Source organism: Zobellia uliginosa, from assembly GCF_018860745.1.
Classification (GTDB): Bacteria; Bacteroidota; Bacteroidia; order Flavobacteriales; family Flavobacteriaceae; genus Zobellia; species Zobellia uliginosa_B.
Window position 1 is genome coordinate 971,171 of the sequence record NZ_JAHKPY010000014.1, and the last position, 26,917, is coordinate 998,087.

Annotated in this window: 18 protein-coding genes and 1 tRNA gene; 13 read left to right on the forward strand and 6 right to left on the reverse strand. The window is 39.7% G+C overall.

What is annotated here, in order from left to right:
* Positions 1 to 58 precede the first annotated feature (58 nt).
* The 9 genes from KO521_RS18970 (at position 59) to KO521_RS19010 (ending at position 11,820) form a co-directional block, all read left to right on the forward strand.
* A complete protein-coding gene (locus KO521_RS18970; protein ID WP_215941468.1) occupies positions 59 to 1,120 on the forward strand; it encodes a formylglycine-generating enzyme family protein in 1,062 nt (353 codons plus the stop codon).
* 69 nt (positions 1,121 to 1,189) lie between these two features.
* Positions 1,190 to 1,723, forward strand: coding sequence for a YceI family protein (locus tag KO521_RS18975; protein ID WP_215941469.1), 534 nt, complete (start codon positions 1,190 to 1,192; stop codon positions 1,721 to 1,723).
* 58 nt (positions 1,724 to 1,781) lie between these two features.
* A complete protein-coding gene (locus tag KO521_RS18980) occupies positions 1,782 to 2,969 on the forward strand; it encodes a M20 metallopeptidase family protein (RefSeq protein WP_215941470.1) in 1,188 nt (395 codons plus the stop codon).
* Between the two features lie 197 nt (positions 2,970 to 3,166).
* Positions 3,167 to 5,500, forward strand: a complete 2,334-nt coding sequence (locus KO521_RS18985) for a PSD1 and planctomycete cytochrome C domain-containing protein (RefSeq protein WP_215941471.1) — start codon at positions 3,167 to 3,169, stop codon at positions 5,498 to 5,500.
* A 4-nt stretch (positions 5,501 to 5,504) separates the two neighbouring features.
* The gene (locus KO521_RS18990; protein ID WP_215941472.1) at positions 5,505 to 6,968 is read left to right on the forward strand and encodes a DUF1501 domain-containing protein; all 1,464 of its coding nucleotides are present in this window, start codon (positions 5,505 to 5,507) and stop codon (positions 6,966 to 6,968) included.
* A 3-nt stretch (positions 6,969 to 6,971) separates the two neighbouring features.
* A complete protein-coding gene (locus KO521_RS18995; RefSeq protein ID WP_215941473.1) occupies positions 6,972 to 8,405 on the forward strand; it encodes a c-type cytochrome domain-containing protein in 1,434 nt (477 codons plus the stop codon).
* A gap of 120 nt (positions 8,406 to 8,525) precedes the next feature.
* Positions 8,526 to 9,140: a hypothetical protein gene (locus KO521_RS19000; protein ID WP_215941474.1), complete on the forward strand. Its 615-nt coding sequence runs from the start codon at positions 8,526 to 8,528 to the stop codon at positions 9,138 to 9,140.
* A gap of 16 nt (positions 9,141 to 9,156) precedes the next feature.
* Positions 9,157 to 9,651 (forward strand): (2Fe-2S)-binding protein, encoded by a 495-nt coding sequence (locus KO521_RS19005; RefSeq protein WP_215941475.1) that lies wholly within the window; start codon positions 9,157 to 9,159, stop codon positions 9,649 to 9,651.
* Positions 9,652 to 9,654: 3 nt separating this feature from the next.
* Positions 9,655 to 11,820, forward strand: a complete 2,166-nt coding sequence (locus KO521_RS19010; RefSeq protein ID WP_215941476.1) for a xanthine dehydrogenase family protein molybdopterin-binding subunit — start codon at positions 9,655 to 9,657, stop codon at positions 11,818 to 11,820.
* Between the two features lie 232 nt (positions 11,821 to 12,052).
* Here KO521_RS19010 and KO521_RS19015 read toward each other — a convergent pair.
* The 6 genes from KO521_RS19015 to KO521_RS19040 all read right to left on the reverse strand — a co-directional run bounded on the left by KO521_RS19015 (position 12,053) and on the right by KO521_RS19040 (position 19,496).
* Positions 12,053 to 12,126: transfer RNA gene (locus KO521_RS19015), tRNA-Arg, on the reverse strand.
* Between the two features lie 165 nt (positions 12,127 to 12,291).
* Positions 12,292 to 12,687 carry a response regulator gene (locus KO521_RS19020; RefSeq protein WP_215941477.1) on the reverse strand — a complete coding sequence of 132 codons (396 nt, stop codon included), beginning with the start codon at positions 12,685 to 12,687 and terminating at the stop codon, positions 12,292 to 12,294.
* 4 nt (positions 12,688 to 12,691) lie between these two features.
* The gene (locus tag KO521_RS19025; RefSeq protein WP_215941478.1) at positions 12,692 to 14,254 is read right to left on the reverse strand and encodes a sensor histidine kinase; all 1,563 of its coding nucleotides are present in this window, start codon (positions 14,252 to 14,254) and stop codon (positions 12,692 to 12,694) included.
* 242 nt (positions 14,255 to 14,496) lie between these two features.
* Entirely contained in the window at positions 14,497 to 16,614 is a 2,118-nt protein-coding gene (gene scpA / locus KO521_RS19030) for a methylmalonyl-CoA mutase (RefSeq protein WP_215941479.1), read from the reverse strand.
* Between the two features lie 29 nt (positions 16,615 to 16,643).
* Positions 16,644 to 18,032, reverse strand: a complete 1,389-nt coding sequence (locus tag KO521_RS19035) for a methylmalonyl-CoA mutase subunit beta (protein ID WP_215941480.1) — start codon at positions 18,030 to 18,032, stop codon at positions 16,644 to 16,646.
* A 156-nt stretch (positions 18,033 to 18,188) separates the two neighbouring features.
* The gene (locus KO521_RS19040) at positions 18,189 to 19,496 is read right to left on the reverse strand and encodes an exopolysaccharide biosynthesis polyprenyl glycosylphosphotransferase (protein ID WP_252730110.1); all 1,308 of its coding nucleotides are present in this window, start codon (positions 19,494 to 19,496) and stop codon (positions 18,189 to 18,191) included.
* Between the two features lie 740 nt (positions 19,497 to 20,236).
* On the opposite strand from KO521_RS19040, the gene KO521_RS19045 reads away from it, so the two are divergent.
* From KO521_RS19045 to KO521_RS19060, 4 genes are all read left to right on the forward strand, one after another.
* The gene (locus KO521_RS19045) at positions 20,237 to 20,740 is read left to right on the forward strand and encodes a T9SS type A sorting domain-containing protein (RefSeq protein WP_215941482.1); all 504 of its coding nucleotides are present in this window, start codon (positions 20,237 to 20,239) and stop codon (positions 20,738 to 20,740) included.
* Between the two features lie 202 nt (positions 20,741 to 20,942).
* Positions 20,943 to 23,684 carry a T9SS type A sorting domain-containing protein gene (locus KO521_RS19050; protein ID WP_215941483.1) on the forward strand — a complete coding sequence of 914 codons (2,742 nt, stop codon included), beginning with the start codon at positions 20,943 to 20,945 and terminating at the stop codon, positions 23,682 to 23,684.
* 4 nt (positions 23,685 to 23,688) lie between these two features.
* Positions 23,689 to 24,432 carry a hypothetical protein gene (locus KO521_RS19055; protein ID WP_215941484.1) on the forward strand — a complete coding sequence of 248 codons (744 nt, stop codon included), beginning with the start codon at positions 23,689 to 23,691 and terminating at the stop codon, positions 24,430 to 24,432.
* Positions 24,429 to 26,651: a hypothetical protein gene (locus KO521_RS19060; protein ID WP_215941485.1), complete on the forward strand. Its 2,223-nt coding sequence runs from the start codon at positions 24,429 to 24,431 to the stop codon at positions 26,649 to 26,651. The genes KO521_RS19055 and KO521_RS19060 overlap by 4 nt, the downstream gene beginning before the upstream one ends.
* Positions 26,652 to 26,917 lie beyond the last annotated feature (266 nt).

Here is a 26,917-nt window from a genome sequence, read left to right on the forward strand (position 1 = left end):
TCTTGAGGTTTGCCCATTCTGGATAAAAAAAACTATTTTTAACAAAAGCATTCTGTAAATGAAAACCCAGTTAATCAAAGTTGCCATATTAGCCTGTCTTACCGCAGTGGCATTCCAATCCTGTAAATCAACTAAAACGGTTTCGACCGTTCAAGAAACCGTTGTTAAAACTACGGAGGACAAAGTAGTAGAGAATACACCGGTGGTGGCATCTACTGAAGTTTCTAACGGATATACGGAGACTGTTCCGGAAACCGATAAAAGTTTTGATATGATTTTAGTACCTGGAGGAACCTTTAAAATGGGGAGCCCTGAAACGGAAGCGAATAGAAAAGCTGATGAAGGTCCGCAGAAGGATGTAGAATTGGATGCTTTTTATATGGCGAAACATGAGTTGACGTGGGATTTGTTTGAGCTTTTCTTCAAACAGAACAAAGAGCTTTTTGTAAAATTGGATAATGACCGAGTAATAAAAATAGATGCCATTTCACGGCCAAGCCCACCATATGAAGACCCTTCGTACGGAATGGGTAAAGATGGTTATCCTGCGGTAAGTATGTCTGCATATTCCGCTTTGGTCTATTGTAAATGGTTAAGTACGGTAACCGGAAAATTTTATAGACTACCAACGGAAGCGGAGTGGGAGTACGCGGCAAAGGCTGGTACGGATAGTGCTTATAGTTTTGGTGATGATTTGGCCAACATAGATGAGTATGGGGTGTATTATAAAAATTCAGAAAATAAATATGCTAAAGTGGGTTCTAAAAAACCAAACCCTTTAGGGTTGTATGATATGCATGGTAATGCCGCTGAGTGGACGTTGGATGAATACAAAGAGGATGCTTATGCAACTATGGAGAACAAAAACCCGTGGGTAACACCAGCTGTAATTCACCCTAGGTCCTACAGAGGTGGTTCATGGGATGATGATGCGGATAAATTACGTTCATCCGCTAGAAGTGGATCAAGTGTTAAGCAGCAGAAGCGGGATCCACAAATCCCTAAAAGTTTTTGGTGGTTTACAGATTCCAATTATGTTGGTTTTAGGTTGGTGAGCCCTAAAGTCCAACCCAGTGCAGAAGATCAGAAAAAGTTCTGGCAGACCGTTTTAGATGAATAGAGCACTGAAAATGAAAATTTTAGGTTAAATTAATAATACCAACGCTTAGGGTTGGTCAACTTAGATACAATGAAAAATATATTTCTATTACTATTTTTAGGAGCTTTTGCTTGTGTGGGGCAGGCGCAAGGAGAATACGCTCTTGCCGATGCTAGTAAAATGACTATAAGCGGTTCTTCTACCGTTCATGATTGGGTAGTGGCCGCCAACACTGTTTCTGCAACCCTTACATATGATGGAACAGCACCAAAGCAAATAGATTTAGAGGTTGCTGTCGCTGATATTATTAGTGAACGGGGTGCTACGATGGATAAGAAAATGCATGATGCTCTTAAGAAAGAGGAACATCCTAAGGTTACTTTTAAACTTACTGAAGTAAAGGATAAGTCTACCTTATTGGGTATGTTAAATATTGCGGGAGTGGAAAAAACGGTAGAAATTCCGGTATCTATGAATACCGTTTCCGAAGGTCTGAAAATTTCGGGTGAAAAAAAGTTGATATTACAGGACTATGGGATGGAGCCGCCTACTGCCATGTTCGGTCAGATTATAGTGGGAGATGAGGTTACCGTTATTTTCGATTTGATATTCTCAAAGCAATAGAATATCGGTTTTAAGATTTAGAACACTGGCAGGCAATTGACTTCAATACCTTTTTCAAATGGATACTACCCTAAAAATTAAAAGTCTTGCCACCAAGTATGCTCCGGATTTTGTAGCAGTACGTAGATATCTGCACCAAAATCCAGAATTATCTTTTCAAGAGTATAACACTTGCGCGTATCTAAAAAAACAGCTTTTAGAGCTGGGAGTGACGGATATAGAAGCAGTGGCAACTACAGGGCTTCTGGCTACTATTAAAGGCCATAAACCCGGCAAAACGGTATTGCTGCGTTCGGATATTGATGCGTTACCCATACAGGAAGAAAATAAGATTGACTATGCCTCTAAAAATAATGGAGTCATGCATGCTTGTGGTCATGATGCGCATAGTGCTTCCCTTTTACTTTGCGCCAAAATCTTAATGGAGTTAAAAGGTGATTTCTCGGGAACTGTAAAACTATTGTTTCAACCTGCGGAAGAATTGAGTCCGGGTGGGGCAATTAAAGTAATGGAGGAGAAAGCGTATACAGACTTGGGGCGCATTCCCCACATTGGGCAACACGTACGGCCAGATATGCCAGTCGGAAAAGTAGGTTTTCGCTCTGGGAAATTTATGGCCAGTATGGACGAACTTTTTTTGACCGTTAAAGGAAAAGGCGGTCATGCGGCCATGCCCGAAAAATTGATTGACCCGGTGTTGATATCTTCACATATTATTGTTGCCGCACAACAACTCGTTAGCCGTATGGCCGATCCAAAGGTACCTTCCGTACTTTCTTTTGGTAAGGTGATTGCAAACGGAGCTATAAATGTAATTCCAGATGAGGTAAATATAGAAGGTACGTTCAGGACTTTTGATGAAACCTGGCGAAAATCGGCATTGGAAAAACTGACCAAATTGGTTGCCACTATGGCAGAGGCCATGGGTGGAAGCTGTGAGCTTAAAATCAACCATGGATATCCACATTTAAAAAATGAGGCGCTGTTAACGGAGGATTTACGTAGCCATGCACAAGCGTATTTAGGAGAAGAAAACGTAGAAGAACTAGACCAATGGATGGCAGCGGAAGATTTCGCGTACTACAGTCAGCAGCATCCGGCTTGTTTCTATATGTTGGGTGTGGGCAATGTTGAAAACAATATTCAATCGGGGCTACATACGCCAACTTTTAATATTGATGAATCTGCCTTGGAAATTGGCGGCGGACTCATGGCTTGGCTAGCCATCAAAACACTTTCCCTATAATTTATTTTTAGATTAATTTTTTCTACGGTATTACTGCAATTGGAAGCTGAAAAGTGTCGAACTCGCATAAAACAGGTGGTTGTATTCAAAAAATGATAAAGAATAACTAAAAAGTGCAACTCTTTCAGTTGTGCACACAACAGCAATCTACTACTTTTAAGGAATCACATGAAGTGTAAAATGTACGATTCTTAAAAATGAAATATAAGGTAGTTATTATAGCAGTTTTGGCAGGTCTGATCGGATTCCTTTTGATGTACAAGAAAGGAGTATTCCAAACGGAGACGAATGCGTATGCAGATATGAAACTTCCAGAGACGGTAGATTATAATTTTCATATCAAACCCATCCTTTCCGATAATTGCTATACTTGTCATGGTCCGGATGCCAACAAAAGAAAGGCCGGTTTACGTTTGGATATGGAGGAAGCCGCCTTTTCTGAACTGAAAGAAAACCCGGGGCACTTTCCCATTGTTTCCAAAAATGTAAAGAAGAGTGAGGTATATAAAGTTATTGTATCCGATGATGATGATATTGTCATGCCACCTGCGGATTCTCAACTGGCATTGAATTCCTATGAGAAGAAACTCATAAAAAAATGGATAGAACAGGGTGCTAAATTTGAAAAACACTGGGCGTATATTTCCCCGGAAAAAGATAAACTTCCAACAACCGAAAATACAGAATGGGCACAGAATGAAATTGATGGTTTTATTCTGAGTAAGTTAGAAGATAAAGGACTTGCGCCATCTGAGAAAGCCCCTATAGAAACGCTCATGCGCAGAATAAGTCTGGATTTAACAGGCTTGCCTCCGCTTCCCGAACAGATAGATAAGTTAATTGTTAAAGGCGATATAGATGAAATTATAGACACCTTTTTAGCGCTGCCCGCCTATGGTGAGCGGATGACGCAATCTTGGTTGGATGTAGCGCGTTATGCGGATTCCCACGGATATCAAGATGATAGTTACCGGACTATGTGGCCGTGGCGTGACTGGGTGATACATGCCTTCAACGAAAATTTACCTTATGATGAGTTTCTGACTTGGCAATTGGCGGGAGACCTTTTGCCCAATGCTACCAAAGAACAGATTTTGGCTACGGGTTTCAATCGTAATCATCCTATAACTCAAGAAGGCGGTATTGTTCAAGAAGAATACCGGGTGAATTATGTTTTAGACCGTACCAATACGCTCGGGAAGGGAATTTTGGGTATTACTTTGGAATGTGCGCAGTGCCATGACCATAAATATGATGCCATTTCCCAGGCCAATTATTTTGAGATGTTCGCTTTTTTTAATCAAGTGGATGAAAAGGGACTGCAAATGACCGCTCCTCCTGCGGCAAAAAAAAGATATTTTGCGGATCCGCCTTATATCAAAATTTCGAAAGAGGAAACGGAAAATATGCTTTCGTTTATCAATATGGATAGTCTTCCTAAAATCAATGTGATGGTGATGAACGATTCGGCACCGAAGACGACTTATATCTTAAACCGTGGGCAGTATGATCAGCCAGCGGATTCTGTGAGTCCGAAAACACCGGAGGCTATTTTTGCTTTCTCCGATGACTTGCCAAAAAACCGATTAGGTTTGGCCCAGTGGCTTACAGATACTAAAAACCCGCTTACGGCGCGTGTGTACGTCAACCGTATTTGGGCGATGATATTTGGTAAAGGTTTAGTGGAAACCGCTGGGGATTTCGGTGTTCAGGGAAGCCTCCCTACACATCCCGGGTTGTTAGATTGGTTGGCGGTAGATTTTATGGAGCACCAATGGGATACTAAGTACTTGCTGAAAAAAATCATGCAATCGGCTACCTACCAACAGAAATCGGAATTACGACCGGAAATCAAAAAAGCGGACCCTGAAAATAAATTGTTGGCACGTGCACCTCGTTTTAGAATGAGTGGCGAAATGATTAGAGATTATATTTTGACCACCAGCGGATTGCTTAACCCGGAGTTGGGTGGCCCCAGTGTAAAACCTTACCAACCTGCGGGTCTGTGGGAAGAAACGAATGCCGGTGGTAACCGGGGAATATTAACGAAATACATTCCCGATCAAGGCGAAGATTTATACCGTCGTTCTCTGTATACATTTTGGAAGCGCACATTACCACCGCCCAATATGACCATTTTTGATGCGCCCACCCGCGACTTTTCGGAAGTTAAAAGGCAAAAAACCAATACGCCCTTACAGGCATTGGTACTGCAGAATGATGTACAGATATTGGAAGCGGCAAGAGTTTTGGCGCAGCGAAATATAAAAGCACAACCGGATAATCCTAAGTTCGTGGAAGATATATTTAAGCGCATTTTGGTCCGTAGTCCGCGTAAAGAAGAACTATTGACGTTGAATACCTATTACCACAGTGCATTTGATCAGTATACAAACGATTTAGAGAGTGCTGAGAAATTGTTGGCCGCAGGCGATTACGAACAGATAGAAGTAGACCCTGCAAAAGCAGCGGCATTGATGTTGACCGCTCAAGTTATTTACAATTTAGACGAAACCATTACAAAAGAATAAGGCTATGAAAGAGGAGGAAAAAAACAACGAAAATCCGTTAAAGGTAAACAGGCGTCATTTCTTTTCACAATTAAGTGTGGGTATCGGTTCATTGGCGTTGGGGTCATTGCTGATTCCTGATCTGTTCAAAGGAAGCGGAGAACAACCTTTGGCACAACAACCGCTGGGTATTCCTCATTTTGCTCCCAAGGCAAAACGTGTTATCTATCTTTTTCAAGCGGGTGGTCCCTCACAATTTGAGAGTTTTGATTACAAGCCTACATTGAAGAAACGCATGGGTGAAGATTTGCCCGAATCCATAAGAAACGGACAGCGGTTAACGGGTATGACATCCGGGCAAGATAAGTTTCCGTTGATGCCATCGGCCACAAACTTCAAGCAATATGGACAGAGTGGTGCTTGGGTCAGTGACTATTTTCCTCATATCGCAAAAATCGCGGATGAGATTACGGTAGTAAAAAGTATGCATACGGATGCTATTAACCATGATCCCGCAATTACCTTCTTTCAAACGGGAAGTCAGATTTCCGGGCGCCCCAGTATGGGCTCGTGGATGAGTTACGGCCTTGGTAGTGAAAATAAAAACTTGCCCTCTTTTGTGGTTTTGACCTCTAGGGGAAAGGGCAACAGTCAAGGTTTGTATTCTAAGTTATGGTCTAGTGGATTTTTAGATTCCAAACATCAAGGTGTTATGCTGCGTTCAGGAAAGAATCCGGTTTTATATCTGAATGACCCGGATGGAATCTCAAGGTCGGACAAGCGTCATTTGCTGAACGAAGTCTCCCAATTGAACAAAATGCATCATGTGGAAACAGGTGATGACGAAATAGAATCGCGTATTGCGCAATATGAAATGGCATACCGCATGCAGATGTCCGTACCCGATGTAATGGATATTTCAAAAGAACCGGAATCCATTGTAAAACTGTATGGCGAAGATTGTCAGGTGCCGGGTACGTTTGCAGCAAATGCGTTGCAAGCCCGTAGATTGGCGGAAAACGGAGTACGCTTTATTCAATTGTATCACCAAGGATGGGATCAACATGCGAAATTGCCAACTGCCATGGCGGGGCAGGCAAAAGATGTAGATCAAGCTTCCGCAGCGTTAGTGATGGATTTAAAGCAACGGGGTATGTTAGAGGATACGTTGGTAGTTTGGGGCGGTGAATTCGGAAGGACGAACTTCTGCCAAGGTAAGTTTGACCCAAAAGATTTTGGTCGTGATCACCATCCACGCGCGTTCAGTATATGGATGGCCGGTGGAGGCATTAAACCAGGTCTCAATTATGGTAAGACCGATGAATTTGGTTATAATATTGTTGAAAATCCGGTGCACGTGCATGATTTTCATGCCACTATAATGCATGCCATGGGATTGGACCATGAGCAAATGACCTATAAATATCAAGGAAGACGTTTCCGACTGACCGATGTTGCCGGGAATGTAATCAAAGACCTATTAGCATAACCAATGACCCGTATTCTGAAAAACCGTTGGGTAGACTATGCCATTTTGGGTCTATCCGTATTTCTTATTTTTTGTTTGATTTTTGATGCATATATCCAGCTGCCTAATCTTGTGGCGTGGTTAGGACGTTGGCATCCGTTGATTCTCCATTTCCCGATTGTACTGCTGTTGATCGCTGTTTTTTTAGGGCTAACAGGAAAAAAAGTTCCGGACGAATTACTCGTAGTTGCGGTGCTCTCGGCTTTAGTGACTGCTATTTCCGGGTTTTTCCTAGGAAAGGAAACCCCGGTAAAAGGAGATTTGCTCTATTGGCACCAATGGCTGGGTGGAGGTGTGGCCTTGGTAGCCTCACTTTGGTATGTTCTGGCGAATAGAGGATTGAGCGGTACGATGTATACAAAGATGCTTCAAGTTGTCATGGTCGGTTTGGTAGTGGTTACAGGGCACTATGGCGGAATGGTCACCCATGGGGAGGAATTTTTAGCACTTCCCACAAACAAAAAAGAAAAAGAGATTCCAGAAAACCCTGTGATTTATGCGGATGTAGTAACCACGATTTTAGACGATAAATGTGTGTCATGCCACAATCCCAATAAAAAGAAGGGCGAACTGCTCATGACCAATTTAGAAGAGTTGCTAAAAGGAGGGGAGAGCGGTCAAACGCTTATTCCTGGGGACCCCATAAAAAGTCAGCTGATCAGTAGATTGCACCTTCCCACGGAAGACGAAGAACATATGCCACCGGAGGGCAAAGCACCGTTGACCCAAAATGAAATAGAGATTTTGGAAAGATGGGTGGCACTGGGAGCTTCGGATACCCTTCGTTTTAGCCAATTACCGGAAAGTGAACCTTTGGTAGCGCTCATAAAAGGTTTGAAAGAACCGGATGCCGAATCAAAATGGGCCAGTCTTCCCGTGGTGGCGGATAGTACCATAAAGAATTTATCGAACGATTACCTCACCATAGAACGAATGGCAGCGAATTCCAACGCTTTAAGTATTGATGTGTTTTCGCCGCCCGAATATATTGCGGCACCTATTATTGCCATGAATCGTATTGCGGCTAACATTGTGGAACTCGATTTAAGTGGGTTGCCCATTGGTACAGCGGAAATGGATTTCGTAGCCAAATGTCAAAATCTGGAATGGCTGGAAGTGGATAAAACGCCTGTTACCGATGCAGAGGTGGAAAAACTGGAAAACCTTAAAAACCTTCGACTTTTAAAAATTTATGAAACCCCGGTTACGGATAAAAGCATATCTGTTTTTAAGCAATTGGGAAGTTTAAAAAGTCTGTATGTTTGGAATACCAAACTCTCCAATGAAGCCCTTGAAAACTTAAAAAATGAAAATTCAGGTTTGGTTATCAATTTGGGGATCGACCCTGAGATTGAAACTTTCTTTGTGGCTCGTGATTCTGTTGCGGTCGCCAAATAGGTTTTGAGGTAATTACTTCCTGTATCCAACGATATAGGGGCGTTATCACGGAAATAGCATCGTATTCTTTAATTATTAAGTAACTTTAGAGCTATAGGTAAACTTGAAATACCTTTAGCTATGAAAACAAAATCCTATATTCTCATACTCTTTCTGTTAATGGCGGGCTTCGTTCTCGCATCTATGTATACCCCTTCGGAAAGTGATTATGTTTCTGTTCCTCCTTCAAAAAAAAATAGCGAAACTCCTTCTGATGTAGCTTTTCATAAAATGATGGATGTGCTTACGCACCCACGTTGCGTTAACTGCCACCCGAACGATCATGTGCCCAAACAGGGGATTGAAGGCGACCCTCATGACTTTGGGATGAGTAGGGGAGAAAACAATCTCGGCTTTGAAGCCACAAAATGTACCACTTGCCATCAGACGGAAAACAATCCATATTCCGGCGTACCCGGAGCGCCACATTGGTCATTGGCTCCGCATTCCATGCAATGGCAGGGGCTGGATAGATTTGAAATTGCAGCTTCCATGATGGATACGGAACGTAATGGCGGCCGTACACCTGAGGATATTCTACATCATTTAACCGAAGACAAATTGGTGTTATGGGCTTTCCATCCAGGAGTTGATGCCAAAGGGGAACCCCGTGAAGTGCCTCCGGTATCTAAAGAAGACTATATAAAAGCCGTGGAAGCATGGTTCGAAAACGGACATGTCATTCCATCCAACTAACAGAAAAAAATCGACTATGAAAATTTCAATGCAGATCAATGGGCAGTCGCATGTTGTTGAACTTACCGATGAGTATACCCCTTTGCTGTGGGTTATCCGAGATATGCTGGGGCTAAAAGGTACCAAGTTTGGCTGTGGAAAAGCAGCTTGCGGCGCATGTACACTCCATGTAGATGGGGAGGCAGTACGATCCTGTTCCTATCCCGTAAAATTTGCCGATGGAAAAGAAATCACGACTATTGAAGGATTGGGAGATGCCACAAATCCGCATCCGGTACAACAGGCTTGGATAGAGGAGATAGTACCGCAATGTGGCTATTGCCAGCCGGGTTTTATGATGGCTACGGCCGCATTATTGGATAAAATTCCAAATCCTACGGATGAAGAAATCGACGATAATATTATAAATGTTTGCAGATGTGGAACGTATTATAGAATGCGAAAAGCCATTCACCTTGCTGCCGAAAAGCAAAGTGCTTTAAAAACAACCAACGAACCCACAAATTCTTAGAAGATGGCAGATAAAGAATCCTCAGGAAACAAGAAAGTATCAAGGCGAAAGTTTTTAGTACGTGGCGGTTTAGGTACGGTGGGCGTATTGGCCATAGGAACCTATTTGTTCAGAAACCCGATCAGAAGGGCTATTTTGGAGAAGGTAAATTCAATGGATATTGAGTATTTAGGCAGTACGGACAATCCCATGCTATGGTTTGAGTTGGGCCCGGCCAATGAAATCATTTTACATTCACCAAAAATAGAAATGGGGCAGGGTACTTTCACAGGTTTAGCGCAAATGGCGGCAGATGAACTGGATGTTCCTTTTCAGAATATCAAAGTTGTACATGCAACAACGGATACCGGTAATATTGACCAATTCAGTACGGGTGGGAGCACTTCTATATCTGGACTTTGGCAACCGTTACGGGAATTAGCGGCCACATTTAGGGAAATGATGAAACTTAAAGGAGCTGAAAAACTGGGGGTTTCCGTGTCCGATGTAACCGTAGCGGACGGTAGGGTTTCGGCAAATGGAAAAAGCCTTTTTTATTCGGAAATTGCGGAAGGCGTTACGAGTTGGACCATTCCAGATGCGCCAGTTTTAAAAGATATTAATACCTATCGCTATGTTGGTAAACCTTTACCAAGAGTAGATTTAGAGGATAAGGTTTATGGTACGCCCATGTTCGGTTTGGATGCCGAAATGCCCGATATGGTATTTGGGGCCGTTGTAAGACCTTCAAAAATAGGAGCAAAATATATAAGCGCCACCACGGATAAGGCCGAGAAAATGCCCGGTGTCCTAAAAATTGTCAAGGAAGATGATTTTGTTGCCGTAGTTGCGGAATCGTACATCGAAGCCGAAAATGCCAAACAAGCCATTGAGGTGGTCTGGGAAACCCCGGATAATTTACAGCAAGAAGAAATTGTTGCTATGATGACGGTGGGGAACGGTACATCTAGCATCATTCAAAAACAGGGTGATGCTCTAGAAGGAGATGCCGTTGTGCAGATGGAGTTTCGTAGTCCCATTGGTGCGCATGCTCAGATAGAACCCAATGGAGTAGTCGCTTCCGTGGTTGATGATAAGGCTACGATTATGATTTCTACGCGGGTCATTGGTATTACGCGTAAAGAAGTGGCGTCCCGTTTGGGATGGGATGAAGAACAAGTGAATGTCGTTCCAACCTATTTGGGAGGTGGTTTTGGAAGACGACTGCATACGCCCCATGCGGTACAGGCAGCGGTGATGTCCAAAGCTGTGGGTAAACCGGTAAAGTATATTTTTAGTCGGGAAGAAGAGTTTCAGCATGATATGTTTCGCCCGCCAACCCATCATATTCTTAAAGGAAGTTTAAATGAGCAAGGACTATTAAGCGGTCTTGAACATCACTTTGTAAGTGGAGATGTAGGTAATAACTCGGCTTTGATACCAAATGTGCTTCCTACTATTTTAGGTGCGGATGTGGGTGCCATCAGAGGAGCGTTTATTCAGTATACGGCAGTACCCAACCATAGGTCTGTGTATTGGCATGTAGATTTACCTTTTGCTACCAGTTGGTGGCGTAGTTTAGGCTTGTTGGCTAATACCTTTGCCATTGAAAGTTTTATAGATGAGATGGCACTGAAAGCGGACAAGAATCCTATTGAATTCCGATTGGCACATATAGGTGATGATGAGGCTGGTAAACGACTAAAAGAAGTAATTCGAACGGCAGGTGAAAAATCAGGGTATTCAGAAGATGTCAAAGATGGAAAGGCTATGGGATTTGCAGCCTCGGTAGATGCGGGCACACCTTGTGCGCATGTGGTTGAGGTTTCCGTAGAGGATAACGAGATAAAAGTCCATAAAGTTACGGTAGTTTTAGACCCTGGCCTTGCTGTAAATCCCGATCAGGTACGAGCGCAATGCGAAGGCTGTGTTATTATGGGTATGAGTGCCGTGCTATTCGAACAAATGAAAGTTGTGGACGGCTCTTTGACCCCTACTATTTACGGGCCCTATGAAATGGCATTAATGAAACACGCACCAAAAGAAATAGACGTAATACTGCTTCAAGGCAAAGACAAGCCAGGACCGGTAGGCGAACCTCCATTGGGACCCATTGGTGCAGCAATTGCCAATGCTGTAAAAAGATTGACTGGTAAACGGCTGCAATCTATGCCATTAAAGTTAACTTAGGTAATCAGCACAAAAAAGGGCTTCCGAATTTCGGAAGCCTTTAGGCTAAGAGTGATGGCACTAGGATTACCTTACGGTGTTCCTAGGTGGCTCGATATTGCAAATGGTAAAGGTAAACCAGGAGTTGTCGCTCTAATTCCCTGTCTTATTCCAAGATTACAAGACTATTGGTCTTGCATCTTTCCATAAAACAAAGAACCACGCCGAAATGGGCGTGGTTTCTCATTTAAAGTGATGGCACTAGGATTCGAACCTAGGACCGCCTGCTTAGAAGGCAGGTGCTCTATCCAGCTGAGCTATGCCACCATTTTTAAAGCGGTGCAAAGATAGTTTATTTTCTAAGAAAAATAAGCCATAAAAGTTCAAAAAATAAGCTTTCAATCTAAAAAAAATGATCTAGTCGACCTAGAAGGCTTGTTTTAAAAGCATTGAGTAGTAGAGAAAAGTAGTAATTCTTTCGTATAAACGCTGTTATTTAGAGTTCTCCAATTTTGCCTTGAATAATTTTTCTCTAATGATTTCAAACTCTCTGTTCAACTCATACTCATCAATTGGTTTTCTGAGAATATGTAGCGGTTTTGTCTTTTTTGCATTTTCTAAAGTGGTGTAATCGGAGTTTCCGGTAATGTAAACAAATGGAATGTTGTATTTGTCATTAAGAATGGCAGCCGTTTCAATACCGTTGATTTCTCCCGAAAGACCAATGTCCAATAACACTACATCCGGTACATATTTCTTAACCATCTTTAAGGCATCTTCACCACTATCTGCAGTTTTAACATGTGTACTTCCTACATTGATAATGATATGCTCTAAGAACATTTGAATAATCAAGTTGTCTTCTACTATCAGTACTTTTAGTTTCATAGCGTTAGGATATTTGTTCAATTTCTTGAAACGTTATTATATAGTGTGTACCGCTTATGGTATTATCTTTTTCTATATTTCCTTTGAGTTGCAAGGTTAGCATATGAATTAGCTTTAAGCCAAGAGATTTGGTGTTTCTAAAATCAATATCGTTAGAGAAGCCGTTTCCATTATCTCCTATACGCATAAGGAAATTGGGGTATTTAAGTTTTTCGAATTTGATTGATATTAGTCCTTCATCTAGATTCTTAAATCCATATTTTAAAGCATTTGTAATTATTTCATTTACCATAAGACCGAGAGGTACAGAGGTGTCTAGATTTAAATGAAGCTCGTCTGTCTCTACTTTTAAATCAATTTTTTTGTTGGCTCCTTTCATAGAAGATATGAGTGTAGAGGCCAACTGGTGTGCATAATCACCATAGTTTATCTTACTCAGGTCTTTGGATTTATATAGCATCTCATGAATGATTGCCATAGAGTTGATGCGGTATTGACTATACCTAAAGAGACCTTTTATTTTATCGTCTTTGATAAAACTGGATTGTAAACTTAGAAGACTGGTGATAACTTGTAAGTTGTTTTTAACTCTATGATGAATTTCTTTTAAAAGTGTATCCCTTTCATCAAGTCTATGCTTTATGGTTTTGTTTAAGGAAGCTATGTACTTATTTTTTTTGTAGAGCGAATAAATGATGCTTAAGAATAGGATAACGCCCACAGTTAAAACAGCTGCGGTAGAGTAAATGGATTTTTTGTAGTCTGATAATTGTTTCTGAATTAAAAGAATATCAGGTTCGGTATAGATAGTCCATTGTTGATTGCCTTCAAGGCTAATTGCTCTTTGATAATGAAAAGCATTACCATAACGGTCTTTTTTTGATAAATCTATTTTAGATGCGGTATACAGTTCTTCACCCGTTTGACCATAAAAAACCTCGTTTTTGGAATTTAGAAGCGTAATATTTTCACCTTTAAAACTAGTAAGCCAATGTTGGGCATTTAGGTTCAGTCCAACAATGCCCTGTAAGACGTTATCAATATATACGGGAGTAAAAAAACGTATGGTTGGTCTGTATGGAACCTCGATTGCGCCATTTTCAACATTAAGGTCTAAATTAGAAACGTAAACATCACCTTTTGCTAAATTTAGAGTTGTTTTAAAATAGCCTCTATTGCCCTTATATTGGGGAGTTCTGGTAGCCACACTATCTTTGTTTTCTATGCGGATAACCTCCATGCCTGTTAGGTCTATAAATCTAGCCTGAAAATAATTTGGGTCTATTTTAAGAAAAGACTTTAGTTTTTGTTGGGTAAGCTCTTTGGGGATTTTGGTTTTTAAATCCAATTCAACTAAGTCTCTTAGAAAAATTACATTTTTCTTACTTATGGTATACAGTTCTAGTAAACGCGTTTCAGCATCTTTTAGCTTGTTTTTCTCCGTAATCTCTTCTACTAACGTAATATTTTGGTGGTATAGCTTTATTCTTTGAACAGAGAGATTCCAGATGATAACGCACGTAATCAGGAAAAGTATACTGGACGTGATTATTAATTTTTTCCCCATTAGGTATGCTGTTCAAATTGTCTAAATAATATCTTATTTTGAGTGTTTAGTTAGGTCTAATTCCTCACTTAAGTGGAATAGTAATTTTAAATTTAATCTAAAATTTAAGATAAAGTAAGTTAAAATATGTTAAAATTGTAGTATTAATATTACAAAATATGATAAATATGTAGGTTTATTGTGCAAAAATGTATTGAGAAGGCATCTAAGCTAGTAGGTAAGAGAACACGAGTTTTTTAATATTAAGCTTGTTCATCATTAATCAAGATTTCTAGAACAAGAATGGCAGCTTCGGTAATTTTAGTTCCTGGACCGAAAACGGCAATTGCGCCACTTTTAAACAGAAAAGGATAATCTTGTTTTGGGATAACACCACCTACCACGACCATAATATCATCACGGCCATATTTTTTTAATTCTGAAATAACTTCGGGCACTAGCGTTTTATGCCCTCCTGCCAAAGAGGAAACTCCAAGAACGTGCACATCGTTTTCTACAGCTTGTTTAGCTACTTCTGCGGGAGTTTGGAAAAGTGGCCCTATATCCACATCAAAACCTAGATCGGCATAACCTGTAGCAATTACCTTAGCGCCACGGTCATGTCCGTCTTGTCCCATTTTAGCAATCAGGATACGGGGTCTTCTGCCTTCTAAATCTGCAAATTGGTCTGAAAGCTTACTAGCTTTTTTAAAACTCTCGTCTTCTTTTATTTCTTTTGAATACACTCCTGAAATAGATTGAATATTTGCTTTATAACGTCCAAAAACGGTTTCCAGAGCACTACTGATTTCACCTAAGGTAGCTCGCTGCCTTGCGGCATCTACAGCTAAAGCTAATAAATTTTCATTTATATCAGTTTTTTGGTTATCGTCTTCTTTGGATGTAATCATTTTTTGATGGGCTGCATCCGTCAATTTGCGAAGCGCCTCCTCAACCTTTTGAGCATCACGATTGCCTTTGATAGTATTCAGCCTTTCCAACTGTTTTTTTCGGACCGCATTATTATCGACCTCTAAAATTTGAAGTCCATCCTCATCTTCTGTCTGATATTTGTTAACCCCAACAATAGTATCTTTACCACTATCTATACGTGCTTGTTTTTTTGCTGCTGTTTCTTCAATACGCATTTTGGGTATGCCGGCTTCAATAGCTTTGGTCATACCACCCATTTCTTCAACTTCTTCAATAAGTCCCCACGCTTTATGAGCAAGGTCTTCCGTTAGTTTTTCAACATAAAAACTTCCGGCCCATGGATCTACCGTTTTGGTAATTTTCGTTTCCTCTTTCAAAAATAACTGTGTATTACGAGCTATTCGCGCTGAAAAATCCGTAGGCAAAGCAATAGCTTCGTCCAGGGCATTGGTGTGTAAACTTTGAGTTCCACCCAGTACGGCAGAAAGTGCTTCTATGGTTGTACGCGCCACATTATTGAACGGATCCTGAGCGGTAAGACTCCAGCCACTAGTCTGGCAATGCGTACGGAGCGACATTGATTTCTTATTCTTTGGATTAAATTGCTTGACCAACTTGGCCCATAAAAGACGACCGGCACGTAATTTGGCAATTTCCGTAAAGTGATTCATGCCAATACCCCAAAAGAACGAAAGACGTGGCGCAAAGCTATCAATATCAAGTCCGGCTTTTAAACCCGTTCTAATGTATTCAAGTCCGTCTGCCAAGGTATATGCCAGTTCCAGTTCTGCCGAAGCACCCGCTTCGTGCATGTGATAACCGGATATGCTAATACTATTAAATTTTGGCATATGTTCACTGGTATATCTAAAAATATCGGAAATAATATCCATAGAGGGCGCAGGAGGGTAGATGTAGGTATTCCGAACCATAAACTCTTTCAGGATATCATTCTGAATGGTTCCAGTCAATTCTTCAAGAGATACGCCCTGTTCTTCTGCAGCAACAATATAAAACGCCATAATAGGCAGTACCGCTCCGTTCATGGTCATAGAAACGGACATTTTATCCAACGGGATACCATCAAAAAGAATTTTCATATCCTCCACCGTATCAATAGCAACGCCGGCCTTGCCCACATCGCCAACTACGCGTTCGTGGTCACTATCATACCCTCGGTGGGTTGCCAGGTCAAAAGCAATGGAGAGGCCTTTTTGGCCGCCTTTTAAGTTTCTTCGGTAAAAGGCATTACTTTCTTCTGCAGTAGAAAACCCCGCATATTGGCGTATGGTCCATGGGCGCTGCACATACATAGTACTATAAGGTCCTCTTAAAAATGGAGGTATTCCTGCAGCAAAGTTCAGATGTTCAAAAGCCGTTTTGCTTTCTTCTTCGGTTGACTTATCCGCCGTTTTCTTAAAGGAAATATGTTGAATGTCTTTTCTCATGTAAATCTCGTTCTTGCAACTTCAAAGGTTTATTTCCCTTGCCAACCTTCGGTTTTCAATCGTTCTTTTTCCAACGTCTCTGTTAGTCGTCTTTCTAGGATGGGCTCAATCAATGTTTTCTCTTTTCGGTTTTTTAGAAAAGGATACACATCAAGCTGTTCTTTCATAATATCCATCTCGCTAGCATAGGCATTGGAGCCTACAAGGATTTCTTGAGAAGAGTTAAATTTCTCCTGTTCTTTTTCGGCACTCTCCTTTAGTTTTTTATGAACGGTATGGTATTTTAGTTGCTTTAAAAAACCGCCATTGGCTTCAATATCCTTAAACAGGAGCAACCCTTTTTCTGCAAGTTGGTCCGTGAGGTTTTCAATATAATACGCACCTTCTGCAGGGTTTTGTAGTTCATCAAAATAACTCTCTTCTTTAAGAAGCACTAGTTGATTTCTGGCAATACGTTCCGCAAACTCGTTATTTTTATGATAGATAAAATCATAGTTAAGATTACAAACGCTATTCGCTCCGCCCAATATGGCCGCCATACATTCCGTAGTAGTACGGATCATGTTCATGTTGTAATCATAAAGCGTTTTGTTTCGTTTGGAAGGTGTTGCCTCTATATGACAATCCGAAACAATTCCGTATTCAGCAGCCAATAGTTTCCAAAGTCTACGCAGTGCCCTGATTTTTGCGATTTCAAAGAAATAATTACTACCTACAGCAACTTTAAAAGTAATGGAGCCGATATTAGAACCAAAGTGATTTAGATATTCATTGGCGTGGGCTAGGGCATAGGCCAATTGCTGAACCATAGTGCCACCGGCATTCTGATAAAGTCCAACATTTATGCTAATGATGTTCTTTGGTCTATGTGTAGCAGGTATTTGTAAAAGCGAATATAGATTTTGAAGATCCTGCCCCATGTCTATAAACCAATTTCCTTTGGATGCCAGCTGGCCAATAGGATCTATGTGAAAGGAAATATATTCTTTTTCAATTTGAGTGGAGTTCGCAAATCTCTCAACGTCACCAGTCAAAATACTTTGAAACTGACACTGGATAGAAATAGAAGTATAATCAATATTTGCTAAAAGCGACTTAAAATCAACATTTATAGAAGGCAATGTAAAAAGAATACTTTCCGCGCCTCCCTTAATGGCGTTCAGAGCACTTTTGTTGGCCAGAGAAATATCTTTAACTAGAATGTGCTGCGTTATTTTCCAAAGTGCTAAAGCTTCTTTATGGGGAGTGGTATTTGTTTGAATATCATCTGCATGATAAAAGGGTTTTACCTTGATGCCTTCTGGTGATTCCCAAACCAATTTTTGATTGTAATCCGCACCTTTAAGTTCGTATTGAATGTTTTGTTTCCACTCTTTTGCGGAAACCTCTTTAAAATCGTCAAACAGTTTTTGTTTCATGCCAATGGAATAATCCTAATGTTCATGAAAAGTACGATTTTAAAGGGGGATTGAAAAGTATTTGCTGTCCGACGATGTTTTGAAGTAAGATGATGAGGATTTATTGTCCGATAGGATTTACTACTGTAGAAAGAAAGAATAGAATTTAGGCATACCTTAATAGGCTTTACGCTCTCCTCTTACTGCATTTATTATCGTTTGTAATACTATTTTTATGTCTAGGCTCATAGACCATTTTTCAACATAAAATATATCTAAACGGGTTCTATTTAAAATATCTGCTTTCTCTTCTATTTCCCCTCTATAGCCACTTACTTGGGCCAAACCTGTAATTCCCGGTTTTACAAAATGACGAACCAAATATTTATCTACAGACAATTCATAATCCATGGTATGAAGTTCCATATGCGGTCTAGGGCCTACCACGCTCATGTTGCCCATAAATACATTAAAAAACTGCGGTAGTTCGTCAATACTGGTCTTTCTAATGAATTTACCCACTTTGGTTATACGCATATCACCTTTGGAGGCCATTTTTGTGTTTGCATCTTCAGATGGGCGCATGGACCTAAATTTATAGCACCAGAACGCTTTTCGTTTTAAACCATGCCTCTTCTGTTTAAAGTAGAGGTCTCCGGGAGATTCTAGTTTTATTAAAATGTACATTAGAGGAACCAACCATGAAAGCACGGTAATAATTACAAATGAAGAGAATAAAATATCAAAAGTTCGTTTGGCAATACGAGCAAATTCGGTATCTAAAGGTACCTTTCTAAGGTTTAAAACAGGAATGGTACCATACAGTTGAATTGACATTCCTTTGGTGTAAATTTCCTTGTTATCTGGAATAATTTTTATCTTAATAAGGTTGTTGTCCGCAAAATCTATAAGGTTGCGAAGTTCTTTATTGTTGAATTCCGATGCAGCGCAGTAAATTTCATCAATACTATTCTCTAATATGTAGAGAAAGCAATCAACGATGGGGCCTAAATAAGTTTTGCTTTTAGATTCACGGTCATCAAAATAACCCAAGTACCTGTATCCTAACTCGGGTTCGTCAAAAATGGCTCTTATTTTCTTTAGGTTCTTGTCACGCCCAATAACTACAACATTTACAGAATTACCGCCCCATAAACGATATTTTCTTCTAAACCAAAAGAATAGGACCCTGAACCAAGTTAGGCTCAAGCAGATTACACCATACACTACAAGCTGGTATTCAAGAGACTCGTATATTCTACCTGTTATGCCAAATAGGGAAAAATAGGCAAGGCCGTAAATAAGATAAAGCTGAAGAACTTTGTTGATATTGGTCAGGAACCTTTCCTTTCGGGACCTTTTATAGTATCTAAGTCCGTACGTAATAAGTATCCAAGAAATATTATAATGTAAGATGTGGTAAACATTGGAGTACGTTTCCGGGGTAAGGAAAAGTAATAGGCCGTTAATAATGCACAAGTGCATTGTTAACGTAATCGGCAAAATTAAATCTGAATTTTTTAAACCTCTCATTTCCTAAATCAAGTAATTCTAGTAACCTAACTATTTCTTACATCCAAAGAGTTTTTCCTTGAAAAAAGAGTGTAGCACAATTGTTATGGTTTTATAGGCTACTTTTTGGTAGTGTCTTTAACACTGTTCTTTTAGGTTATAATCTATAGTTACATAGACTTTAGTAGGATGGTTGTAAGCTTTGGGGGAAGCTTTAATTTTTGAATTCAAAGGTATCGCATAACTGGGTATGTGCAAAATTAATGCCATGATTAAGCCAGTAAAAATAAGGGTCTAGCCATATTTGTAATTTGCATTTTATCGTGTGCTCCTGTTTTTTATTATGCTTGCGAAAGGTCAATTTATTTTTATTTTTTTTAGTGGTCAAATTGGGGCTTCTCGGTCAGATACAATTTAAATCGATTAATGTAAAATGTTAACAAGACATAGGTGTATGTTATGCCTGTTTTACATTTACGTTAAATCTAATTCTCTTGGACTTTTTTCGTAGTTATTAAATTCCTCTGCGCTTGTGTTTTTATAAGTATTCTTCCTTTAGATGGGGTAAATAAACGAGAATAGCTTATCGCTAAGCAAAATAAAGAATACTCCTAAAAAACCGATAAAAGGTTTTTGATTGTGTAGTTAATCGAAAACTTTTATTAATCCTTGTGCGACTTATAATACAGGGTACTGCTTGTCGTTTCAAAATAATGAAACAAATGCTTACCTCTCTTATCTTACTTGCCTTTTGCGTGGTAACTCAGGCACAAAATGAAAGTAAATCTGAAAATTCAAATGCATCCATGGCATCCATAAATGTTTCAGGAGGTGAGGCAAGGAGTAGTGCAGGTTCTGTTGTGTATTCTGTTGGAACTGTCTTTTACACGAGTATCGTAGCGCAGCATACTACCGTTTCTCAAAGCATACAACAGGCTAAAGAGTCAAAAATAGACTTATTGGATAAGGTTCAATTGGTAAATGTGCTTGTCTATCCAAATCCAACTACGGATTATATTTTGATTGATATTGTTGATTTCAGAAAAGAAAATGTCCAATATCAGTTGTTTGATTTTAAAGGGAGCCTTATAAAGAATGAACGAATTACCAGCTCAACAACGAAAGTTCCAATGGATGATTTAGAGTCTTCCACCTATTTTTTGAAAGTAAGTGTAATGAATAAATTTGAAGAAACTTTGACGCTACTAAAGCAATGACAATACAATAATTGAATTAGTGACTTTTTTCCTACAATAAATCGTTAAATTATAGAGATATAAGTATTTTGTCGATGTTATAATATATTACGTCGATTATTCGTTATTCAATAAAATTTGGTTTTTTCGAATAAATGACTGATCCAAATCATAAAAGCGCACGTATACAAGTAGCTGTTTTTCCCCAAATATGGCGCTACTTATGAAAAAAACAATCGTTTTACTAGCATTTATTTGCGGTTTTGCCTGTGTGCAAGGTCAACAAAATAAAGAGTTCACGTCCACTAATATGGTGGCCTATAATGCATCCGGAGGCGATGCTCTTTCCAACCGAGGTTCTGTAGCCTATTCCCTAGGGGGAATTTTTTACAGTGTAATTGAGTCTCGCCATACTTTAGTTTGCGAAGGTGTTCAGCAAGCCGAATTTGCTGAAACTGAAGAAGAAGTTATAGAGGAAGATGAGGTTGTGGAAGAGGAAGTCATAGAGGAAGAGCCCGTTGATAAGGTAGATCCTGTTGTAGTCGAAACCTCCGATCCCGAACCAGAATCAACTCCCGAAACACCTGAAGAAGTTAGCGTAGAAGAGGAAGAAGAAGTAATACCAGAGGAAAGACCTGATGTTTCAGAACCGATAGTAGAGGAAGAAACTCCAGTTTCCGAACCTGAGCCAACTCCTGAAGTACCGGAAGAAGAAATTAGCGTAGAAGAGGAAGAAGAAGTAATACCAGAGGAAATACCTGATACTACAGAACCGATTATAGAGGAAGAAATTCCAGTTTCCGAACCAGAACCAATTCCTGAGGCACCGGGAGAAGAAATAAGCGTTGAAGAGGAAGAAGAAGTCGCTCCGGAGGAAATACCTGATGTTCCAGAACCGATAGTAGAGGAAGAAACTCCAGTTTCCGAACCTGAGCCAACTCCTGAAGTACCGGAAGAAGAAGTTAGCGTAGAAGAGGAAGATGAAGTAATACCAGAAAAAATATCTGATGTTTCAGAACCGATAGTAGAGGAAGAAACTCCAGTTTCCGAGCCAGAACCAATTCCTGAGGCACCTGAAGAAGAGGGTGTCGTTGAAGAAGAGGAAGAAGCTGTTCCAGAGGAAACACCTGATACTACAAGTCCGATTAGAGAGGAAGAAACTCCAGTTTCCGAACCAGAACCAACTCCTGAAGCACCGGAAGAAGAAATAAGCGTTGAAGAGGAAGAAGAAGTCGCTCCGGAGGAAACACCTGATATTTCAGAACCGATAGCAGAGGAAGAAACTCCAGTTTCCGAGCCAGAACCAATTCCCGAAACACCGGAAGAAGAAATTAGCGTTGAAGAGGAAGAAGAAGTCGTTCCTGAGGAAACCCCTGATACTCCAGAACCGATAGTAGAAGAAGAAACTCCGGTTTCCGAACCAGAACCAACTCCTGAGGTACCTGAAGAAGAGGGTGTCGTTGAAGAAGAGGAAGAAGCTATTCCAGAGGAAACCCCTGAAACTCCAGAACTGCTTGTAGAGGAAGAAACTCCGGTTTCCGAACCAGAATCAACTCCGGAAACACCTGAAGAAGTTAGCGTAGAAGAGGAAGAAGAAGTAATACCAGAGGAAAGACCTGATGTTCCAGAACCGATAGTAGAGGAAGAAACTCCAGTTTCCGAACCTGAGCCAACTCCTGAGGTACCTGAAGAAGAAGTTATCGTTGAAGAAGAGGAGGAAGCTGTTCCAGAGGAAACCCCTGATACTCCAGAACCGATTGTAGAGGAAGAAATTCCAGTTTCCGAACCAGAACCAACTCCTGAAGCACCTGAAGAAGAAGTTATCGTTGAAGAAGAGGAAGAAGTTATTTCAGAGGAAATACCTAATATTTCTGAGCCGATTGTAGAAGAAGAAACTCCAGTTTCTGAACCAGAACCAACTCCTGAAGCACCGGAAGAAGAAATAAGCGTTGAAGAGGAAGAAGAAGTCGCTCCGGAGGAAACACCTGATATTTCAGAACCGATAGCAGAGGAAGAAACTCCAGTTTCCGAGCCAGAACCAATTCCCGAAACACCAGAAGAAGAAATTAGCGTTGAAGAAGAGGAGGAAGCTGTTCCAGAGGAAACACCTGATACTACAAGTCCGATTAGAGAGGAAGAAACTCCAGTTTCCGAACCAGAACCAACTCCTGAGGTACCTGAAGAAGAGGGTGTCGTTGAAGAAGAGGAAGAAGCTATTCCAGAGGAAACCCCTGATACTCCAGAACTGCTTGTAGAAGAAGAAACTCCGGTTTATGAACCAGAACCAACTCATGAGGCACCTGAAGAAGAAGTTATCGTTGAAGAAGAGGAAGAGGCTATTCCAGAGGAAACGGTTGATACTTCAGAACCGATTGTAGAGGAAGAAATTCCAGTTTCCGAACCAGAACCAACTCCTAAGGTACCTGAAGAAGAAGTTATCGTTGACGAAGAGGAAGAAGCTATTCCAGTGGAAACCGTTAATACTCCAAGTCCGATTATAGAGGAAGAAACTCCAGTTTCTGAGCTAGAACCAACTCCCGAACCACCAGAAGAAGTTAGCGTTGAAGAAGAGGGAGAATCTGTTCCAGAGGAGACCTCTAATACTCCAGAACCTATAGTAGAGGAAGAAACTCAAAATAGTAGTGAAAACACAACAATTAATAATCAAACCCAGCCTATTGTAGCCCGAGATATTATAAATCATTCGCTTCAGGAAGCGGATGAAGTTGAAATTGTAACTTACCCCAATCCAGTGGTAGAAGGATTCTCAATCGGTATTAAAAATTATGAAAGCGAGCGTGCTTGGTATCAGCTTTTTGATTATCAGGGTAAGTTCATTACAGATGGCCAAATTACAAGTGGAAATACTAAAGTTATGATTTCTCAATTGAAGCCAGCAACGTATTTGCTCAAAGTATTCGTGACAAACCAAATATCCAAAACAATTAAAATTTTAAAAAAGTAACGCTATGAAATTAAAAGTACTATTTGCTTTTATGCTACTCGCCGTATTGGAAATATCGGCGCAGGCTCCAGAAAAAATGAGCTATCAGGCCATCATTCGGTCTAGTGATAACAGTCTGGTGTTAGATGCACCGGTAAATTTAAAAATTATTGTCCGCCAAGGCAGTGTAAATGGTACCAGTGCGTATGAAGAATCGCATTCGGCTACTACTAATGCCAACGGTCTGGTAAGTTTAGAGATTGGCGCTGGTAACCGTATTTCGGGTGCTTTTAAAGACATACCATGGAGTAATGGTCCTTTCTTTATAGAAACACAAGTAGACCCTAATGGTGGTAGTAACTATTCTATCATAGGCGTTAGTCAGCTATTAAGTGTGCCTTATGCGCTCTATGCTAAATATGCAGAAAATATTACAGGAGCTACGGCAAGTGCACCGGTGGAGAAGGATGCTACTATAATTTCGTTTGAGTCTACACGTAATATTGCCACTAGTGATGTTGGTAATACATTAGAATGTACTAAAACCGCTACCGTCACACTAACTTCTGGTTTCTCTAATATGAAAGTTGGCGAGACTGTTAATTTAGAGGCTCATAATGGCGCTTCCCTTACTGTAAAAGCAGCTAGTGGTGTATCTTTGAATTATACTGATGGTGGTACTGCCAATTTTGAAAGCGCAAGCGGTAATGTACGCTTTGGACTGTTGCGGAAATCAGGAACTAACGCCTATATAATTTCAGGTCAATGAGGTATTTAAAATTTCTTTTATTATTATTGGTGTCTTCTGTAAGCGCTCAGAATTATCAATATAGTTTAGACACTCCAAAAGCATTAGAGCCTCAACAGATAGAGGAAGAAAGTAGTTTGGTGCGTATTATACCACAAGATTTTGATTGGCAAAATATACCAACGGACTATAGTGATTCTGTTTGGGAGATACGCTTTGACTTTGATCTTGCAGGTCAAACAATTATTTTACCAGAAAATGTTACCATGCGTTTTAATGGAGGTGTTTTAGAAAATGGAACCGTGCGTGGTGATGAGAGCATTATAGAAACTAATACGGAAAGTCAACTTTTTGAAGAGTTAACCTTAGAAGGATCTTTTAAGAGCGAATATTTAAAACCGCAATGGTTTGGCGCAGCAATGGATGATGCAACAGATGATCGTGAAGACTTTGTTGAAACCTTGGATCAAGCTGAAAACATTGGAGCTAAGGTTTTGGTGGATACAAATATGTTTCTTGATCTTGAGGAAACCGGTAAGAAGTCTATTTTTCTGGCAGATAACACTTGGTTAGAAGGAGCTAACGAAGCTCATATTAGAATTAATAATTTGCTGTCTCCGGCATTTTATATGGCTTTGACCAAAAACATTACTATCACGAATGTTACCTTTTTGTATGATCAGAAGTATGATGCAAACTATGGCTGGGATGACAAAATACATCGTCAAAATACAGTTGTATTAACAGAGTATTTAGAGGCGAAGCATGGTTTGGAATTTAAATCAAGTATTGCAATAACAAAATCACCTATTGCTTGGAGATCCATAATTTATATGGATGCGCCTGAGAATGTGAAATTAGAAAACGTAACATTTAAAGCAAAGGGCAAGACAGCTGACTCTTTTATTCAATGGGTAATAAAGTTAAAGGAGCAGTATAAACCAAATCAAATAATATCAAACAATTCTGGAGCAACAAGGATACCCAATAATATATTATTGAAAAATGTAACGATAGATGGTGTAATAATGGGTATACAAGGAATCGTTGATGGTTTCAGTTCAGATGGATTGGTTTCTCAGAGGTATTCAGATGTTCAAGATATAAATGGTAATAGTATAGGAGGAGACGGTGTAGGTGGAAAAAACTGGATGCATCCCCCCCATTTGATTTATTTAAATAGCGATGATTCCGGTGTTTATCACTCTCAAAATATAAATATATATAATACCACTGATTATGGGGTTTATGTTGGGACTAAGAAGGTACGAGGATCTTTTGGTTATTGTCATTCCTTAAAACTGGTTGGAAATATCAATGATGTAAGGGTAATCAATTATAAGAATTATCGTAGAGATGGGTTGTGGGACTTGGAAAATATAACTGATGGAATATTTGAAGGCATATATTCAGAAAGCTTTTCGGATATTTTTGATCCAAACTTAAAATTCCAAGCTGCTAGATTTTTAGGGAAGTTGAATAGGTGTGAATTTAAAAATGTAATAATTAAGGATATGGCAAGTATTTCAGAAATATATCCATGGGATTCTGCTATTGGGAACCATGTTACCATGGATGGCCTACACATTTATGTTAATGAATTACCTATTATAGAAGATGGGCCATTTGCTCTTTTTGGGTCGAATAATACCATTTTAAATTCCAGTTTTTATATTGAAAATCATACCGCGCCCAAAAATTATATGGGAATATTAGGGGTTGATACGGATACCAGAATGAATGGTAGCAATAATCATTACGATGTAGAAGTAACTGGCTGGCGGAAAATTAACACAAAAACCTTAGGAAAATCTATGAAATTAATATTTCAAGATTCTTCAAATCACAATCCTAACTATGCGAGAGTAATTGATGTAAGTAATGATTTTATTACTGAAAAAGTTAACAATGTAAAAAAAGATATATGGAAATATACTGAGGTTGTAAAATTAGAATCTGGTACAAGTCAGCTTCTAAATATGATAATTCCGTATCAATTTGCGGTAAATAGTATATCTTTAAAAGTGGTTGATACATTGGAAACTGGAGTTAGCGTGTCAATCGGCACCAAACAATCTGAAGTATTTGTCAATTTGAATTCATCTATAAACGAGTCTGTATCTAAGGGTATTAACTTAAAAGCCGAGACGTTTGTGAGACCACTCTATTTTTTTGCTGATAAGGATATGAAAAGTAAAGGAAAAATTGAGATAACGATTGAATTTATGAGGCAGTCTTAGCATATTTGGAAACGTGATTAGGTAATGTTCATTTCAATAATTAACTACTAAAACTAACTTTTGAAATTGAGAAATGAAATGTTTTTTTATTGACTTGAATCAAATAAATTAGAATGTAGTCATTTAAATTATTTTTCAAAACCCTATGAACACCTGTTAGACTGGAACTACAAAATCGAGCCTTTCTAAGTGTTACAAGTGAGGTTATCAAAAGAAAATAAATTTTCATTCAAAATAGCAGGTATATGAATGATTAACGCAAGTCT

Bases quoted from the DNA above. Each gene is read 5' to 3' on its own strand.
- KO521_RS19010 (WP_215941476.1), top strand. From the start codon at position 9,655: ATGGCAGATAAAGAATCCTCAGGAAACAAGAAAGTATCAAGGCGAAAG.
- KO521_RS18975 (WP_215941469.1), top strand. From the start codon at position 1,190: ATGAAAAATATATTTCTATTACTATTTTTAGGAGCTTTTGCTTGTGTG.
- KO521_RS19025 (WP_215941478.1), bottom strand. From the start codon at position 14,254: ATGGGGAAAAAATTAATAATCACGTCCAGTATACTTTTCCTGATTACG.
- KO521_RS19020 (WP_215941477.1), bottom strand. From the start codon at position 12,687: ATGAAACTAAAAGTACTGATAGTAGAAGACAACTTGATTATTCAAATG.
- KO521_RS19000 (WP_215941474.1), top strand. From the start codon at position 8,526: ATGAAAACAAAATCCTATATTCTCATACTCTTTCTGTTAATGGCGGGC.
- KO521_RS19040 (WP_252730110.1), bottom strand. From the start codon at position 19,496: ATGCACTTGTGCATTATTAACGGCCTATTACTTTTCCTTACCCCGGAA.
- KO521_RS19060 (WP_215941485.1), top strand. From the start codon at position 24,429: ATGAGGTATTTAAAATTTCTTTTATTATTATTGGTGTCTTCTGTAAGC.
- KO521_RS18985 (WP_215941471.1), top strand. From the start codon at position 3,167: ATGAAATATAAGGTAGTTATTATAGCAGTTTTGGCAGGTCTGATCGGA.
- KO521_RS18980 (WP_215941470.1), top strand. From the start codon at position 1,782: ATGGATACTACCCTAAAAATTAAAAGTCTTGCCACCAAGTATGCTCCG.
- scpA (WP_215941479.1), bottom strand. From the start codon at position 16,614: ATGAGAAAAGACATTCAACATATTTCCTTTAAGAAAACGGCGGATAAG.
- KO521_RS18995 (WP_215941473.1), top strand. From the start codon at position 6,972: ATGACCCGTATTCTGAAAAACCGTTGGGTAGACTATGCCATTTTGGGT.
- KO521_RS19050 (WP_215941483.1), top strand. From the start codon at position 20,943: ATGAAAAAAACAATCGTTTTACTAGCATTTATTTGCGGTTTTGCCTGT.
- KO521_RS18970 (WP_215941468.1), top strand. From the start codon at position 59: ATGAAAACCCAGTTAATCAAAGTTGCCATATTAGCCTGTCTTACCGCA.
- KO521_RS19045 (WP_215941482.1), top strand. From the start codon at position 20,237: ATGAAACAAATGCTTACCTCTCTTATCTTACTTGCCTTTTGCGTGGTA.
- KO521_RS19005 (WP_215941475.1), top strand. From the start codon at position 9,157: ATGAAAATTTCAATGCAGATCAATGGGCAGTCGCATGTTGTTGAACTT.
- KO521_RS19055 (WP_215941484.1), top strand. From the start codon at position 23,689: ATGAAATTAAAAGTACTATTTGCTTTTATGCTACTCGCCGTATTGGAA.
- KO521_RS19035 (WP_215941480.1), bottom strand. From the start codon at position 18,032: ATGAAACAAAAACTGTTTGACGATTTTAAAGAGGTTTCCGCAAAAGAG.
- KO521_RS18990 (WP_215941472.1), top strand. From the start codon at position 5,505: ATGAAAGAGGAGGAAAAAAACAACGAAAATCCGTTAAAGGTAAACAGG.